Source organism: Flagellatimonas centrodinii (assembly GCF_016918765.2).
GTDB lineage: Bacteria > Pseudomonadota > Gammaproteobacteria > Nevskiales > Nevskiaceae > Polycyclovorans > Polycyclovorans centrodinii.
On the sequence record NZ_CP092104.1, the window covers coordinates 1811610 to 1828162 of the forward strand.

The 16553-nt window shown below is 66.5% G+C and carries 14 protein-coding genes; 7 read left to right on the forward strand and 7 right to left on the reverse strand.

The window, feature by feature from the left end:
* The first annotated feature begins 5 nt into the window (after positions 1-5).
* The gene (locus JN531_RS08505; RefSeq protein WP_228348439.1) at positions 6-1241 is read left to right on the forward strand and encodes an alpha/beta fold hydrolase; all 1236 of its coding nucleotides are present in this window, start codon (positions 6-8) and stop codon (positions 1239-1241) included.
* On the opposite strand, the gene JN531_RS08510 is transcribed toward JN531_RS08505, so the two are convergent.
* From JN531_RS08510 to argH, 5 genes are all read right to left on the reverse strand, one after another.
* Complete coding sequence (locus JN531_RS08510) at positions 1169-2068, reverse strand: alpha/beta fold hydrolase (RefSeq protein WP_228348440.1); 900 nt, start codon at positions 2066-2068, stop codon at positions 1169-1171. The two genes, JN531_RS08505 and JN531_RS08510, sit on opposite strands and share 73 nt — an antisense overlap.
* 4 nt (positions 2069-2072) lie before the next feature.
* On the reverse strand, positions 2073-2819 hold the full coding sequence (locus JN531_RS08515) for an SDR family oxidoreductase (protein ID WP_228348441.1): 747 nt from the start codon (positions 2817-2819) through the stop codon (positions 2073-2075).
* A 62-nt stretch (positions 2820-2881) separates the two neighbouring features.
* Positions 2882-4651, reverse strand: a complete 1770-nt coding sequence (locus JN531_RS08520) for a DUF255 domain-containing protein (protein WP_228348442.1) — start codon at positions 4649-4651, stop codon at positions 2882-2884.
* Between the two features lie 42 nt (positions 4652-4693).
* On the reverse strand, positions 4694-6445 hold the full coding sequence (locus JN531_RS08525; RefSeq protein ID WP_228348443.1) for a Tad domain-containing protein: 1752 nt from the start codon (positions 6443-6445) through the stop codon (positions 4694-4696).
* A 99-nt stretch (positions 6446-6544) separates the two neighbouring features.
* Positions 6545-7933, reverse strand: a complete 1389-nt coding sequence (gene argH, locus JN531_RS08530; protein WP_228348444.1) for an argininosuccinate lyase — start codon at positions 7931-7933, stop codon at positions 6545-6547.
* A 101-nt stretch (positions 7934-8034) separates the two neighbouring features.
* On the opposite strand from argH, the gene JN531_RS08535 reads away from it, so the two are divergent.
* The 3 genes from JN531_RS08535 to hemC are packed head-to-tail and all read left to right on the forward strand — an operon-like array spanning position 8035 to position 10874.
* Positions 8035-9129, forward strand: coding sequence for a sensor histidine kinase (locus JN531_RS08535; protein WP_228348445.1), 1095 nt, complete (start codon positions 8035-8037; stop codon positions 9127-9129).
* 11 nt (positions 9130-9140) lie between these two features.
* Positions 9141-9890, forward strand: coding sequence for a LytR/AlgR family response regulator transcription factor (locus JN531_RS08540; protein ID WP_228348446.1), 750 nt, complete (start codon positions 9141-9143; stop codon positions 9888-9890).
* 57 nt (positions 9891-9947) lie between these two features.
* On the forward strand, positions 9948-10874 hold the full coding sequence (gene hemC, locus JN531_RS08545; protein ID WP_228348447.1) for a hydroxymethylbilane synthase: 927 nt from the start codon (positions 9948-9950) through the stop codon (positions 10872-10874).
* On the opposite strand, the gene mnmG is transcribed toward hemC, so the two are convergent.
* Complete coding sequence (gene mnmG, locus JN531_RS08550) at positions 10871-12715, reverse strand: tRNA uridine-5-carboxymethylaminomethyl(34) synthesis enzyme MnmG (RefSeq protein ID WP_228348448.1); 1845 nt, start codon at positions 12713-12715, stop codon at positions 10871-10873. The genes hemC and mnmG overlap by 4 nt on opposite strands.
* A 26-nt stretch (positions 12716-12741) precedes the next feature.
* On the reverse strand, positions 12742-13047 hold the full coding sequence (locus JN531_RS08555) for an Mpo1-like protein (RefSeq protein WP_228348449.1): 306 nt from the start codon (positions 13045-13047) through the stop codon (positions 12742-12744).
* Between the two features lie 58 nt (positions 13048-13105).
* Here JN531_RS08555 and rimK point away from each other — a divergent pair, with 58 nt between their 5' ends.
* The 3 genes from rimK to JN531_RS08570 all read left to right on the forward strand — a co-directional run bounded on the left by rimK (position 13106) and on the right by JN531_RS08570 (position 16526).
* The gene (gene rimK, locus JN531_RS08560; protein WP_228348450.1) at positions 13106-14008 is read left to right on the forward strand and encodes a 30S ribosomal protein S6--L-glutamate ligase; all 903 of its coding nucleotides are present in this window, start codon (positions 13106-13108) and stop codon (positions 14006-14008) included.
* A 2-nt stretch (positions 14009-14010) separates the two neighbouring features.
* Positions 14011-15015, forward strand: a complete 1005-nt coding sequence (locus tag JN531_RS08565) for a succinylglutamate desuccinylase/aspartoacylase family protein (RefSeq protein WP_228348451.1) — start codon at positions 14011-14013, stop codon at positions 15013-15015.
* 146 nt (positions 15016-15161) lie between these two features.
* Positions 15162-16526, forward strand: coding sequence for a Na(+)-translocating NADH-quinone reductase subunit A (locus JN531_RS08570; protein WP_228348452.1), 1365 nt, complete (start codon positions 15162-15164; stop codon positions 16524-16526).
* The last annotated feature ends 27 nt before the right edge of the window (positions 16527-16553 follow it).

The window sequence follows — 16553 nt, forward strand, 5'->3', positions numbered from 1 at the left end:
ATGACATGAACCTGCCCCTGTTGGGCGAACGCGCGGTTGACTGGGTTGCCAATGCGGTGGAACGGCGGCTGCGCAGCGATAACTTCATTGTTGCCAACCAGACGCCGCACGCGGTGATCCTGCAACGTGGCCTGCTGTCGGTACGGGCTTACGACCGTCCGCAAACGCCGACCGTTCCGGTGGGTGGACGTGCCATGCCGGTGAGCCCGCGGTGCCATGGCGTGCCGATCCTCTTGGTGCCGCCGCTGGCGGCCAACTCGCTCAACTTCGACCTGCTGCCCAACCGCAGCCTGGTGCGGTATCTCAGCGCCCAGGGCTATCGCGTGTATCTGGCCGACTGGGGCGACCCCGACGACGATCATTCCCACCTCGGTCTGGCCGACTACACCACCCGCATGCTGCCCGAGGCCATCGCCGCAGTCCGTCAGCACAGTAGCGAGTCGGAGCTGACCTTGATGGGCTACTGCATGGGGGGACTGTTCTGTCTGATCTATGGCGGCTGGTCGCATGACCCGGATGTGCGCAACATCGTCACCATCGCCAGCCCCATCGACTACTACCAGATGGGCGTGGCCGGACGCCTTGCCAAGTTGATGCATCACCCGCTGCGGTTGGCGGCGCGGTATGTACCGTTCTCGCTGGACGACATCGACCCGCGCTGGCTGCGCATCCCCGGCTGGGCCTCGGCGACGGTGTTCAAGCTGACCAATCCGCTGGGCGTGGTGCAGAGCTATGTCGACCTGCTGATGAACCTCTGGGACCGCGACTACGTCACCGAATACCAGACCCAGGCCAAGTGGTTCAACGACATGCACGACTACCCGGGTGGCATCGTCCAGGACTTCGTCATCCGCGTCGGGCTGGCCAACCAGATGGCGCGTGGACGGCTGCGGCTGGGCAAGGATGAGCACGCCCTGTTCGACCGCATCGATTGCGCGCTGCTGGCCATTGCCGGCAAGACCGACCGTATCGTCACCACCGCGGCCGCCCGACGGGTGCTGGACATCGTCGCCAGCCAGGACAAGGACTTCATGATCTGTCCCGGCGGCCATGCCGGGGTGTTTGCCGGCCGCGAGGCGCCCGACACGACCTGGGCTTTTGCGGCCGACTGGCTGTCGTCGCGCTCGACGCCCCGGCCACGGCGCCGGCCTGTCGCCAAGGCCACGCCTCAGGCGGCGGTGCGCAAGAAGTCCACCAGCTCGGCACGGAAGCGACGTGGCGCCTCGAAGGGAATGGCGTGACCGCAGCCGGCAATCGGTACGATCTCGGCATGGGGCACCCAGCGGCGGATCATGAGCTGGCCGGTGGCCGGATACATGGTGGAGGCCATGCCCACCAACACCCGCATCGGGATGTTGATGTTCGGTAGCGACGGCCGCCAATCGTAGTTGTCGCGCAGGTAGCTCTGCAGTACATCCAGATAGATCGTCCAGTTCACCGTCGGTGCCAGGAAGCCGGTGAGATTGCCGTAATGGGCGACGCGGCTGAACTGCCGCATCACTCCGGCGTGGAAGGCGTACTGCAGAAAGGCTGAAAGCGTTTTCCACAGATGCTGCTGCAACGGCTTTGGCACCCGGTTGAAGGCCAGGCCGCGATAGGGTTCCAGTTCCGTCATCAGGGTCTGCCATTGCGGTAGGCGGGTGGCCTGGTCGTTGCCCAGCAGACCGTACTGCCAGTCGCCCTGGTTGGTGACACAGGGCGCCTGATCCATGTGCAGATAGGCACGCACCTGGCCGAAGCCGTGGCGACGGTGATACTGCAAGGCCGTGCAGGCGCCCATCGACAGGCCGCCCAGCAGGATCGGACCGAGCTTGAGGTGGGCCAGCAGGTCGTCGAGATCATCGGCATGCTGGTCGAGCACGCTGGGCTGCGACAGGCTGATGGCGTGGCTGGCGCCAAAGCCGCGCAGGCTGGGCAGGATGAAACGGTAGCGGCCGGTCAGACCGGACAGGAACGGCAGCCAAAGCTGCGAGGGCATGGCAAAGCCGTGCAGCAGCACCACCGGCTGACCCTTGCCGACGTCGAAATAGTGCAGGTGGGCGCCGTCGCGGGTACGGATCCAGGCCATGGGCTCAGCCTCGGTGAACGGCCAGCGGACCGAAGGCCTGGGCCGTCGGCATCATCGCCAGGGTATTGATGTTGACGTGTGCCGGCAGCGTGGTGATCCAGTACGCCGCTTCGGCGACGTCCTCGGCGGTCAGCGGCTGCACATCGGCATACACCTGCGCCGCCTTGGCATCATCGCCGTGGAAGCGCACGTTGGAGAACTCCGTGCCCCCCGCCATGCCTGGTTCGATGTTGCTCACACGCACCGGTGTGCCCAACAGGTCGGCGCGCAGGTTGAGGGTGAACTGGCGGACGAAGGCCTTGGTGGCACCATAGACGTTGCCGCCCGGATAGGGCCATTCGCCTGCCATCGAGCCGAGATTGACGATGTGTCCGCGGCCGCGCGCCACCATGCCGGGCAGCACCTGGCGGGTGATGGTCATCAGGCCCTTGATGTTGGTGTCGACCATCCGCTCCCAGTCTTCCAGCGCGGCGCGGTGCGCCGGCGCCAGCCCCAGCGCCAGGCCGGCGTTGTTGATGAGCACGTCGATGTCGCGCCAGCCGGCGGGCAGCTCGGTGAGAAATGCCTCGGTCTCCTCGCGCGAGCGGATGTCGAAACTGCGTGGCAGGGCCTTGGGCCCCAGCTCGCTGGCCAGCCGCTGCAGGCGCCCGCCGCGACGGCCGGTGATGATCACCGCATGGCCCTCGCGCACATAACGCCGCGCCATGGCCTCGCCGAACCCCGAGGTGGCACCGGTGACGAGGACAAGCATGGCGAGCTCCGCAGAATGTGGGCCTGCGCTTGTACCCGAGCCACCGGTTGACGGCAAGCGGGTCAGTGCGGAGGGAGGGCTGTCAGGGCGGCGATACGCGTGCCGTAGGTGGCAACATCGAAGCTGGGCGCGGAGCATCGTTGCGCGGTGCAGAAAAAACCCGCTGGACGCGACAGTTGCGGGTACTCGACGTCGTGATGGGGTAGACGCCCCTCGGTAGCGTCCCACCACTCGATGCGGCGCAGGCTGCCCGGGGTGCGCAGCGCCTCTGCATACAGTGCTGCAGCGGTCGGATCGCCCTTGGGGCCCACCACCACCAGGTGCAGGGGTTCGCGCCGCAGGGCTTCGTCCACCAGGAGCATCGCCGCTTCTTCGAAACGACGGGTGCGGACATCCTCGCGAGTGAGCAGGCGCAGCGCATGCACCCCCGCCGCGCGAAAGCGAGGCATACCGCTGTAATTTGCCAGCCGGTTCAGGAACAGCGCGGCGTCCACGTTCTCGGAAACGGTGGCAACCGGAGCCACCGGCCCGTCACCGGCTGTAGCCGTGAGGAATCCGCCAGCGGGGTCGCGAAAATCGTGGATCAGGGCGTCGGCAGCCGCCACTGCCAGTGGCAACCAACGGCGCTCGCCGGTGGCGGTGTGTAGCGCCAGCAAGGCCTGTCCCATCGCGAGGGTGTCATTGAGATAGCGGCCGTCGCCCCGGCTTTCGCCGTGATCAAAGCCGCCATCGTCGCGACCCCGGTTCGCCAGTGTCCACTCGGCGGCGGTGCGCGCTGCGGACAGCGCTGCGGCGGCCCCGGTGGTCATGTGGTATTCCGCCAGTGCTTCGATGGCCTGGCCATTGGCATCGGCATAGCGATGCGTGTCGATGCGGGGGATACCGAGCGGGCGACGGCCGGCATCGTCCAGCGCGAAATAACCGTCGGCCTTCTCGCCGCGCACCAGATCGGCATCCTGACTGACGTAGAACGCGCCGTCTGGTCCACGGAGGAAGCCAAGCAGGTAGTCCTGCACGGCCTTGGCGGCGCGGCAGTCCCCCGGACGACGCCACTGCCGGCAGGCCAGTGCATAGAGGCGTAAGACCCGGGCCTGCGTCCGCATCAGCTTTTCGTAATGCAACCGGTCCCAGCGACCACCGGTCGAGTATTGGTAGGCGCCGCCCCAGACCGGATCGATCAGGCCTGTGCCGGCCGTGAGGGTGCGTTGGGCCCGGCTTCGGGCCGCCGCATCGCCGTCCAGGGCCCACAGCAGGTCCAGCTCCACGCTGGCGCGGTCGAGAAATTTCTGAGGCAGGCGCAGGCCGCCGCGGCGTTCATCATGGTGGGCCATATGGGCCACTGTCAGCGCCTTGCGAACGGCGTCTGGCAAGCGCGAGGGCCCGGCAGTATCCGACGGCGTGGCGGCGGTTGTCGTGGGCTCCGGGGTCGGGTCTTGTTGAATGGCCCGAAGCAGTCGGCCGAACGCTTCGGGTGACTGGTAGCCGGCTCGCTTGACCAGCTCGGTGCCATCGGCCGCCAGGAATATCAGCGCAGGCCAACCCCAGTCCCGGAAGCGGTTGGCCAGCAGCGGGTTGGCATCATGGTCGACACGGATACTGACGAAGTGCTGTGCCAACTGCGCCCGCACCTCGGGATCCGCCAGGGTCTCCGCCTGCATCACGTGGCACCAATGGCACCAGGTGGCTTCCAGGTACAGGAACACCGGGCGCTGCGCTTGCGCGGCCAGGGCGAAACTGCTCTCTGACCAGGGGCGCCAGTCGATGTCCGGTTGCGGCATTCCGGTTGCCGGCCACAGGCCGATCAACATCAAGAGCAGGCGCGCGTAGGTCATGCCGATCATACGGCGAACCCGCCGATCGGGATGCAGTGTGACTCAGCCGTCCTTGGCAAAGATATAGGGTGCGCCAGCCTCCAGCGTCTGCATCTGGATGTCGGCATTGCCGAGGCTCAAGCCCAGCAGGTCGAGCAGGCTGGTGAGCAGGACATCGACCAGCACCAGAACCGGTGCCAGCAGATCGAGGACCAGGCCCAGCAAGGCATTCAGGCCAAGTGCATTGAGGACGCCGCCCAGCAGGCGACCGAAGGTGAGATGGGCCGCCAGACCATCGGCGAGGTCAGCCACGGCCCCGCTCAGCAGGGTGTTGGTGCTGGCGCCGATGTGGACGGCGTGATCCGGTGCGGGGCTGTCGGCCTTGGGGACAAAGGGGCCCTCGAAATCCAGCGTCTGCGGCGCGGTTTCCGCCAGTTCCACGATGATCGGCTGGTCCACCTCGATGGACAGCAGCAGCAGATCGATCAGCGGCGGTGGCTTGACGATAGCGGCCGCCGGGTTGCTGAGATCGGCCACATCGCCGACGGCAATGCGCGCCAGGGCGGTTTCGGCGACCACCGTGGTCTCATGTTCGGGCCGGTTGCGGTTGGCACACCGGACTTCGGTGAGCGTGGCGGTGGCGGCTGCCCCTTCGACAATCAACGGCAGGCTGACCACGCCGCCGCCGCCGAAGACATTGAGCAGCCCCAGGCGCAGGCGCAGTCGCAGTTGGGCGGAGCGGGCCTGGGTGCGCGGCGTGCCGTCGCTGTAGTAGCCGGGGCGGCCGATGGCGATCTGCGGCGGTTCGAGGATCGACAGCTGTATGGCCAGGCTCAGCAGGCCGGGGATGTTGACCGAGACCGGCAGGGTGAGCACCGTGCCCTGCGCCGCGCCCTGCGTCAGGGCCATCACCAGATCGAACAGGTTCACCTGCAGCTGGACGGCGGCCGACTCCAGCCCCGGCTCCAGGGCCAGCACGTCGCCCAGCCGTACCGACCGGTTGCTGACGTCGGCGGCTGAGGCCAGTTCCGCCAGGGCGCTGAGCACCACCGGGTCGACATCGCCGACCGTCGCCACCGCGTCCTCGATCAGCCGTAGCGCATCCGGCAGGTCCAGCGTCAGTTCCAGCAAGTCGTCCGGCTTGATGACCCCGAGTTGCAGCTGGGCCAGTTGCAGCAGATCGACCGAAGCGTTGGCGAGCCCCTGGTAGGCCAGCACGCTGAGGTTGACGCTGGACCCCAGCAGTCCGCCGAGCAGGCCGTTGACCAGACCCGGATCGGCGGCATTCAGCGTCAGCAGCGAGGTGCCGACGCTGACCTGGCCGATGACAGATTGACTGGCGTAGGCGGTGGACCGCATGACCGGGGGCGTGTCGCCGCCAGACAACAGGGGAAACATCGGGTCGGGAAACGGTTGGGCCAGGCGGATGCCGACCGAGGTGGCTTCGTCGAAGGGCACCGAGGTGTCGAGGCTGCGAATGCCATCGACCGAGCGTTCCTGGCCGAACAGGATCTCGCTGCCGCCTTCCAGTAGGGCGTCGGCATTGAAGCCATTGCGCAGCAGACTGTTGCGGACTTCATTGGTGAGGCCGGGGGCGTCGCCGACCTCCTCGCTGCAGCCCCCCACCACCCGTGCCGCATCCAGCGCGGCCAGTGACGCAGCGCCCTGCAGGGCGCGCTTGACGCTGTAGAGGCGTGCCAGTTCGATGCCGAGCATGATCGAGGCGAGCATCGCGACCAGCGTGATGCCGGCGAACACCGCCGCCGCCCCGCGCTGTTGTCGCTGTCCCCGCTGCTGGCCCGCACCTGCACGCATGTTGCCCTCCACCCCGTTGAGGTGTCAGGAGTATCCCCACCCGGAAGGCCGGCAGGTGGCTTGGGCCGACGGGAGGTGTCGTGGCCCCGACGGGGGCCATCAAGCGGGCCGGGAGGGCCCCTTTCGGGCACGGGCGATGGCGGCACGGACCTGTGCCGGTGCAGTCCCGCCGATGTGGTTGCGGGCGTTGACCGAACCCTCCAGCGTGATCACCGCGAATACATCGTCAGCGATCAGCGGCGAGAACCCCTGTAGCGTGGTCAGCTCCAGTTCGGCGAGATCGCAGCCGGCCGCAGTGGCGTGGGCCACCGCGCTGCCGACGACATGGTGGGCGTCGCGAAACGGCAGCCCCTTCTTCACCAGGTAGTCGGCAAGGTCGGTGGCGGTGGAGAAGCCACGGGCGGCGGCCTCGCGACAGCGTGCGGTGTTGACGCGGATGTGCGGCACCATCTCGGCATAGACCTGCAGGCACAGGCTGAGGGTGTCGATGCTGTCGAACAGCGGCTCCTTGTCTTCCTGATTGTCGCGGTTGTACGCCAGCGGCTGACCCTTCATCAGCACCAGCAGGGCATTGAGGTTGCCGACCACGCGGCCGGTCTTGCCACGCACCAGTTCCGGCACGTCCGGGTTTTTCTTCTGCGGCATGATCGAACTTCCGGTACAGAAGCGGTCCGGCAAGTCGACGAAGCCGAACATCGGTGTCGACCAGAGGATCAGTTCCTCGCTCCAGCGCGACAGGTGGACCAGGCAAAGCGCTGCGGTGGCGCAGAATTCAATGGCGAAGTCACGATCACTGACCGTATCCAGCGAGTTCTCGGTCACGCCGTCAAAGCCCAGCTCGGCCGCCACCCATTCGCGATCGATGGGGTAGACGGTGCCGGCCAGCGCGGCGGCGCCGAGTGGTAGTTGGTTCATGCGGGCGCGGCCGTCGGCCAGCCGACTGCGGTCACGCAACAGTTGTTCACGCCAGGCCAGCATGTGGTGACCGAAGGTGACCGGCTGTGCGATCTGCAGATGGGTGAAGCCGGGCATGAGGGTGTCGGCCTCGCGCTCGGCGAGATCCAGCAGATGCCCTGCAAGGCGGTCCATCAGCGGTAGCAGCTCGTCGATGACGTCGCGCACGTAGAGGCGGATATCGGTCGCCACCTGGTCGTTGCGGCTGCGCCCGGTATGTAGGCGTTTGCCGGCGTCGCCGATGCGTTCGGTGAGCCGTGCCTCGATATTCATGTGAACGTCTTCAAGCTCGGGCTTCCACTCGAACCGGCCGGCGTCGATGTCGGCCTCGATGGCCGTCAGACCGTCGACGATGGCGGTGACATCGGCCGCCTTCAGCACGCCGACGCGACCGAGCATGCGGGCATGGGCGATGGACCCACGGATGTCCTGGCGATAGAGCCGGGCATCAAAGCTGACCGATTCCGAGAACCGTTCAACCAGGGCGCTGGTGGATTCCTGGAACCGCCCGCCCCAGAGTTTGCCGCTGCTCATCGTCAAAGATCCCGTCTGGTGAAGCCGCCATTATAGGCGGCAGCGTCATTTCCCCCGGGCCGGTCATGACGCACAATGGTGACCATGCTGCGGACGCCCTCATGAAGCGGATTACCCCCGAATCGGTTGCCAGCCTCGACCTGATTCCCGATTTCTGCCGGGCCAGCGCCCTGCTGACCCAGGCTTTCGTGTTGCAGTTGGTGGCGATCGTGCTCACCCTGGCCGGTGATGCCCGTGGCGATGACGCCATCGCCCGCCTGATGATGTTGACCATCTACCTGCAGTGGATCGGCCTGATTTCCTCCGGCCTGCTGTGCTGGGCGCGACGCTGGTTGCGGGTGGCGCGGCCGGGCGTGGTGTTCTTTGTCTGCTGGGGCATGCTGGTGCTGTTGGTGCTGTTTCTGTCCGACCTCGGATATCTGGTGGTGACTGAACGGCGCTGGGTGGAGTCGCTGCCGGCAGAGTCGCGGTTGGAGTTCATCGCCCGTCACGGCACCATCGCGGCCATCGTGGTGCTGGGGGTGCTGCGTTACTTCTGGGCCCGCCACCAGTGGCAGCAGAATGTGCACGCCGAGGGCGAGGCGCGCTACCAGGCCCTCAACGCCCGGATCAAGCCGCACTTCCTGTTCAACTCGCTGAACAGCGTGGCCGAACTGATCCATGCCCGACCCAACGATGCCGAACGCATGGTCGAGGACCTGTCCGACCTGTTTCGCGCCAGCCTGGAAAAGCGTGGCCAGTTGGGGGTGCTGCATGAAGAGCTTGATCTGTGCCGGGCTTACCTGCGGATCGAGCAGCTACGTCTCAGCGAGAAGCTGCATGTCACCTGGGATGTGCCCGAGTCCTTGCGGGACTGGCCGTTGCCGATGCTGGTGATCCAGCCGTTGATCGAAAATGCGGTGCATCATGGGGTGTCACGGCTGCGCGGCGAGGGCACGATTCGGGTGGTGATCCGGGAGGTCAATGATCGGTTGATGATCGATGTCGAAAACCCCATTCCCGACGCTGATGTCAGCGAGACGCAGGTGGGGCGCACCGGCAACCATATTGCGGTCGACAATATTGCTCAGCGTCTGAACCTGATTTACGGTGATACCGCCCGCCTGGAGATGGGGAAAGACCCTCGCCTCGACGGACCGGTATTCTGTGTACGCTTGGTGCTACCGGCCACGCCGAAAAATAATGAGTTGAGTTAGGGGAATCGCTTGTGAGAGTCGTGATTGTCGATGATGAACCGCTGGCCCGAGATCGCCTGCGGCGGCTGTTGGCTGATTTTCCCGGCTACGAGGTGGTCGGCGAGGCCGGCGATGGTGAGACCGCGCTCGACGTGATCGATGACGAAGAGCCCGACCTGGTGCTGCTCGACATTCGCATGGGCGGGATGGACGGCCTGCAGGTGGCGCGCAGCATGCAGGACATGGACCTGCCACCGGCAGTGATCTTCACCACGGCCTACTCCGAGCATGCATTGTCCGCCTTCGATGCCAACGCCCAGGCCTATCTGCTGAAACCGATTCGGGCCGAGAAGCTGAAGGAGGCCTTGTTGCGGGTGCGCAAGCCCACCCGCGCGAATCGTCCGCCCGCCGCCGCGGCGGCGGGCGACCCGGGGCGACCGAAGCGGGAGTTCGTGCTGGCGACCACCCGTGACGGCCTGCTGCGGATCCCGGCCGAAGACATCGTCTATTTTCTTGCCGACCAGAAGTACACCACGGTGTTTCACCTTCATGGCGAAGTGCTGATCGAGGAATCGCTGAAGACGCTGGAGGAAGACTTCGCGCCGTGGTTCCTGCGGATTCACCGCAAGGCGCTGGTGGCGACCCGTTTCATCGCCGGGCTTGAACGCGAGAAGCAGGGCGAGCAGCACCACTGGCTGAAGCTCAAGCATGCGCAGCAGCCGCTGCCGGTGTCGCGGCGACGGCTGGCCGAAGTCCGACGGTTTCTCACCGACGCGCACTGACGCCGTTGTGGCGCGGCGGGGGCGGACAAATCCCCCGGTAGCCGCGATACTTCGCGCATGAGCACCGCCACCCTTCGTATCGCCACCCGCGAGTCGCCCCTCGCCGTGTGGCAGGCTGAACATGTCCAGGCGCGGCTGCGCGCGGCCCATCGCGATCTTGAAGTGACCCTGCTGCCGATGACCACCACCGGTGACCAGCGCCTGGAAGGCGCGCTGTCAGCGGTCGGCGGCAAGGGGCTGTTCGTCAAGGAGCTGGAGAAGGCGCTGCTGGACCGGCGGGCCGATCTCGCCGTGCACTCGATGAAGGATGTGCCGGCCGAGCAGCCCGAGGGCCTGCGGCTGGCGGTCTTCCTGGCGGGCGAGGACCCGCGCGACGCCTTTGTTTCCAACCGGTATGCGAGGCTTGACGACCTGCCCGAGGGGGCCTGTGTCGGCACGTCCAGCCTGCGGCGGCAGACCCAGTTGCGGCATCTGCGGCCGGACCTGCGGATCGAGGTGCTGCGGGGCAATGTCGGCACCCGCTTGCGCAAGCTCGATGACGGCCAGTACGACGCCATCCTGCTGGCCTGCGCCGGCCTGATCCGCTTGGGGCTTGGCGACCGTATCCGTCAGGCGCTGCCGGTTGACACCTTCGTGCCCGCCGTGGGGCAGGGCGTGGTCGGCATCGAATGCCGCCAGGGCGATGACGCCACCCTGCGCTACCTTGCGGCGCTGGCCGATCCGCACAGCACCGCCCGACTGGCCGCCGAGCGGGCCTTCAACGCTGAACTGGGGGGCAGTTGTCAGGTGCCGGTGGCCGGGCATGCCACCCTGCGGGCTGATCGCATTCGTCTCGACGGCCTGATCGGTGCCCCCGACGGGGCCCAGGTGCGCGACCAGATCGAAGGGGCGGTCTGTGATGCCGCCGATCTCGGCCGGACCCTGGCGCAACGCCTGCTGGCCGCCGGGGGCGACGCACTGCTGGCGCGCCTCGCTGCAAACTAGCCCGTCTGCAGGACCGGACGGGCGGCGGCCCGCTTGCGCAGGTGAATCAGCAGCAGCGACACCGCGGCCGGGGTGACGCCGGGAATCCGCGCCGCCTGGCCGAGGGTACCGGGGCGGTGATCGGCCAGCTTGGCACGGACCTCGTTGGACAGACCGCTGATGGCGCCGTAGTCGAGGTCCACGGGCAGCGCCATGTCCTCATTGCGACGGTTGCGGTCGATCTCCGCCTGCTGGCGGTCGATGTAGCCGGCGTACTTGGTGTCGATTTCCACCTGCTCGGCGACTGCCGGCGCCACGGCGGGTGCCAGGCCGGCCTGCACCAGGCCGGCATAGTCGTGCTCCGGACGTCGCAGCAGGTCCAGCACCGGTATGCGGTGCTCGCCGTCCCGCACCCGGGTCTCGCGCAGCGTGGCTGCGGTCCGCGCGATGGCAGCCTGCTTGGTGTCGAAGGCCTGCCAGCGGGTGTCGTCGACCAGCCCGAGTCGTCGCCCGGTCGGGGTCAGCCGGCGGTCGGCATTGTCCTCGCGCAGCAGCAGGCGGTGCTCGGCGCGTGAAGTGAACATGCGGTAAGGCTCGGTGGTGCCACGGCGGGTGAGGTCGTCCACCAGCACACCGAGGTAGGCCTCGTGCCGACCGGGCACCCAGGGGGCGTCACCGCGGACCTTCAGTGCAGCATTGATGCCGGCCAGCATGCCTTGCGCGGCCGCCTCTTCGTAGCCGGTGGTGCCATTGATCTGGCCGGCGAAGAACAGGCCGTCCAGCGCAAGGGTTTCCAGTCGCAGGTGCAGGTCGCGGGGGTCGAAGTAGTCGTATTCGATGGCATAGCCGGGCCGCACGATGCGCGCGCGCTCCAGGCCTTCGATGCTGTTCACGAAGGCCACCTGGATGTCATAGGGCAGGCTGGTGGAGATGCCGTTGGGGTAGATCTCCGGCGTGTCCAGGCCTTCGGGCTCTAGAAAGATCTGGTGACGGTCCTTGTCGGCGAAGCGGTTGACCTTGTCCTCGACACTGGGGCAATAGCGCGGACCGCTACCTTCGATCGCGCCGGTGAACATCGGCGAGCGGTCGAAACCGCTGCGGATGATGTCGTGGGTGCGAGGATTGGTGTAGGTGATGTGGCAGGGCACCTGCCGCGGGTGCTGGCGGGCATCGCCGAGGAACGAGAACACCGGCCGCGGTGCGTCGCCGGGCTGGGGCGTGAGCCGGGTCCAGTCAATGCTGCGGCCATCCAGCCGCGGCGGTGTGCCGGTCTTGAGACGGCCGACGCGGGGCATCAGTTCCCGTAGCCGCGCGGCCAGGGCCAGGCTGGGGGCATCGCCGGCGCGGCCACCGGCGTGGTTGTCCATGCCGACATGGATCTTGCCGCCGAGAAAGGTGCCGGTGGTCAGCACCACGGTGGGCGCAAAGAAACGCAGGCCGACCCGTGTCACCACGCCCTGCACCCGACCGCCCTCGACGATGAGGTCTGCCACCTCCTGCTGGAACAGGTCCAGGTTGGGCTGGTGTTCCAGCCGGGCGCGGATGGCGGCTTTGTAGCGCACCCGGTCCGCCTGGGCGCGGGTGGCGCGGACGGCGGGCCCCTTGGACGCATTGAGGGTGCGGAACTGGATGCCGGCCTGGTCGGCGGCCCAGGCCATGGCCCCGCCCAGGGCGTCGATTTCCTTGACCAGGTGGCCCTTGCCGATGCCGCCAATCGCCGGATTGCAGCTCATCTGGCCCAGGGTGTCGATGTTCTGGGTGAGCAGCAGTGTGCGGCAGCCCATGCGGGCGGGCGCCAGCGCCGCTTCGGTGCCCGCGTGCCCGCCCCCAATCACAATGACGTCATAGGTCTGGTGGTTCATCTTCAGTCAGCCCGGCCCGGTCTCGGCTAGAACACAATCTTGCCGGTGAGGGTTTCCCACCACATGCGCCAGTCGCCGAGATAGCTCTTCCACGGATAGCGGAAGGTGGCGGGCTTGTTGTGCTCGAAGAAGAAGTGGCCCACCCAGGCCCAGGTGTAGCCCTGCACGAACGCGAGCAGGATCAGCCACCACTGCCCGGTCAGTACGGCGCTGACCACCAGCAGCACGGCCAGGCTGGTGCCGACGAAGTGCAGCCGCCGGTTGGTGCGGTTGGCATGCTCGGCGAGGTAGTCCGGGTAGAAGGCATCGAAGCTTTCGTAATGATCACGCATGGGGGCTCTCCAAACGGCGCGTTTGCCGTCAGTATAGGCGTGACGCCCCGGAATCCCCATGAAAATCGCCATCCTGTCCCGCAATCGCCGCCTGTATTCCACCCGTCGACTGGTCGAGGCCGCCCGGGCGCGCGGCCACGCGCCACAGGTGATCGACGTCTTGCGGTGCTACATGAATATCGAGCCGCTGAAGCCGGAGATTCACTTCCGCGGCAAGCGGCTCAAGGCATTCGATGCCGTGGTGCCGCGGATCGGCGCCAGCGTCACATTCTATGGAACGGCGGTGGTGCGCCAGTTCGAGATGATGGGGGTCTATTGCGTGAATGGCAGCGTGGCGATCACGCGCGCACGCGACAAGCTGCGAGCGCTGCAATTGCTGGCGCGTCGAGGCATCGGGCTGCCCACCACCGGCTTTGCCCATTCACCCGACGATACCGCCGACCTGATCCGCCTGGTCGGCAATGCGCCGATGGTGATCAAGCTGGTGGAGGGGACGCAGGGGCAGGGCATGGTGTTGGCGGAAACCAACGAGGCTGCGGCATCGGTGATCGACGCCTTTCGGGGGCTGGATGCCTACTTTCTGGCCCAGGCTTTCGTCAAGGAAGCCGAGGGCAGCGACATCCGCTGTTTCGTCGTCGGCAATCAGGTGGTTGCGGCCATGCAGCGTACGGCGCGGCCGGGCGAGTTCCGGTCGAATCTCCATCGCGGCGGCAGCGCGGTGGCGGTGAAGATCACCGCCGAGGAGCGTCGTACCGCCATCAGGGCATCGCGCATCATGGGCTTGCAGGTGGCCGGCGTCGACATCCTGCGGGCGAAGCAGGGGCCGGCGGTGATGGAGGTGAATGCCTCGCCCGGACTGGAGGGGATCGAGAGTGCGACCGGGGTCGACATTGCCTCGCACATCATTACCCACCTTGAGACTGAAGTGATGTCCGGACGTCAGCGGGACCAGGGAGGGTAGACATGCGCAAGTCGTTCGAGCTGGCCGGTCAACCGGTCGCGGCAGGCACCCAGGTCACCATCGGGTTGCCGGTGGTGGGGCAGTACGCCGGTGAGCCGGTGACCTTGCCGGTGACGGTGCTGCACGGACGGCATGAAGGACCGGTGATGTTTGTCAGTGCCGCGCTCCATGGCGACGAGATCATGGGTATGGAGATCGTGCGGCGCGTTGTTCAGCAGATTGCACCCGAACGGTTGCGGGGCACGTTGCTGGCCTTGCCGGTGGTCAACATGCTGGCGTTCCTGCGACAGTCACGGTACTTGCCGGACGGTCGCGATCTCAACCGCAGCTTCCCCGGCAGCGCCAATGGGTCATTGGCGGCCCGGGTCGCACATCAATTTCTCGGCGAGGTGGTCGCCCGAAGTCACTGCGGGATCGACCTGCATACCGGGGCCCAGCATCGACCCAACTTGCCGCAGATTCGGGCCGATCTGTCGCAGCCCGAGACCCTGCGTCTCGCCCATGCATTCGGGGCGCCGCTGCTGCTGGATTCGGAGCCAACCCCCGGCACGCTGCGCGCCTTCACCACCCGACGCGGCATCCCGGTGCTGCTGTACGAGGCATCGGAAGCGCTGCGCTTCGACGAAACCGCCATCCGTATCGGTGTCCAGGGGGTCCGGAATGTCATGGCGGCGCTTGGTATGGTGCCGACGCGCGGCCGGGCGCCACCGACGCCGGCCGTCGCCGTCAGCTCCAGCTGGGTGCGCGCGGTTCGTAGTGGCGTGCTGCGTGAGCCGGTCGCGCTGGGGGCTGCCGTTCGCAAAGGGATGCCGCTGGGCATGATCGGTGATCCCATGGGTGGCGACCCGCAACCGGTGACGGCGCCGGTGGCCGGGGTGGTCATCGGCCGCACCGTGCTGCCGCTGGTGCATGAAGGTGATGCGGTGTTCCACATTGCACGAATGGACGAGGCAGAGGCGCTGACGGTGACGGCGCGGATGCAGCGGGAGCGTGTCCGGAATCGTTAACAAACATCAATGAATTTGTATATTTTACAATATATAATCACATCTCCCCTGGTCACCGGACGCGGCGGCTGTCCCGCTTTGCTGGCCCCTCCCGAGGTGATCCAGTAAACTCTCGCCGTTTCCCGCAACCCTACTGGCAGCCGCACGTGGACGTCACGCGCATCACGATCAAAAAAGGGCTCAACCTGCCGATTGCAGGCCAGCCGAATCAGGATTCCATCGACAACGCGCCGACCGTGACAACGGTGGGTGTGGTCGGCAGCGACCATGTTGGCCTCAAGCCGACAATGCGTGTGGAGGAGGGCGACCGGGTTCGGCTCGGTGATCCGCTGTTCGAGGACAAGCGAAACCCGGGGGTTATTTTCACCTCCCCGGGCGCAGGTACCGTGGTCGCCATCAATCGGGGCGCTCGCCGGGTGCTGCAGTCGGTGGTCATCAAGCTTGACGGCAACGATGAGGTCAAGTTTGCCGATCACGCGCCGGAGGCTCTGGCCTCGCTGGCGCCCGAAACGGTCCGTGCCCAGCTGATCGAGTCCGGGATGTGGACCTGCTTCCGCAGCCGTCCGTTCAGCAAGGTGCCCGCAGTGGATGCCGAGCCGGCAGCGATTTTTGTCACCGCGATCGACACCAATCCGTTGGCACCGGACCCCGAGGCCATCATCGCGTCGTCACGGGAGGCCTTCCAGCACGGTTTGACCGTGATCTCGCGGCTGGTCGACGGTGAGCTGTTTCTGTGCCAGGCGCCCGGCGCGAAGATCGCGGTTCCGACCCTTCCGAGCTTACGAGTGGCAGAGTTCTCCGGCCCGCATCCGGCCGGTAATGTCGGCACCCATATTCACTTTCTCAAGCCGGTGGGGCCCGGGCGTGCCGTCTGGCATCTCGGTTATCAGGACGTCATTGCCATCGGGCGCCTCTTTACCAGCGGCCGACTGTCCACCGAACGGATCATTTCGCTGGCCGGGCCGCTGGTCAAGCATCCTCGTCTCATCCGCACCCGTGTCGGTGCCAACGTCGAAGAATTGATCGTCGGACAGATCCGCAACAATGTGGATGCTCGTGCCCTGTCGGGGTCGGTGTTCAACGGCCGTACCGCGCGCGCATGGAGTGCCTATCTCGGCCCCTATCACGCCCAGATCACGGTGCTCGCCGAAGGCCGCACCCGCGAGATGTTCGGTTGGGTCCGGCCGGGGGTCGACCGTTACTCCAAGACCAATGTGCTGTTCTCGGCCTTGCAGCGCGCACGGCGCAAATTCGGCTTCACCACGCACGTCAACGGGTCGCCGCGCGCCATGGTTCCGATCGGCAACTACGAGTCGGTGATGCCGCTGGACATTCTGCCCACCCAGCTGCTGCGGTATCTGCTGGTCCGCGACACCGAGATGGCCCAAAAACTGGGCGCGCTGGAACTGGACGAGGAAGACCTCGCGCTGTGCTCGTTTGTTTGCGTCGGCAAGTACGAGTTTGGTCCGGTCCTGCGCGAAAACCTCGAACAGATCGAGGTCGAGGGCTAGCAGGAATCAAGCATGCCGGGCCAACGA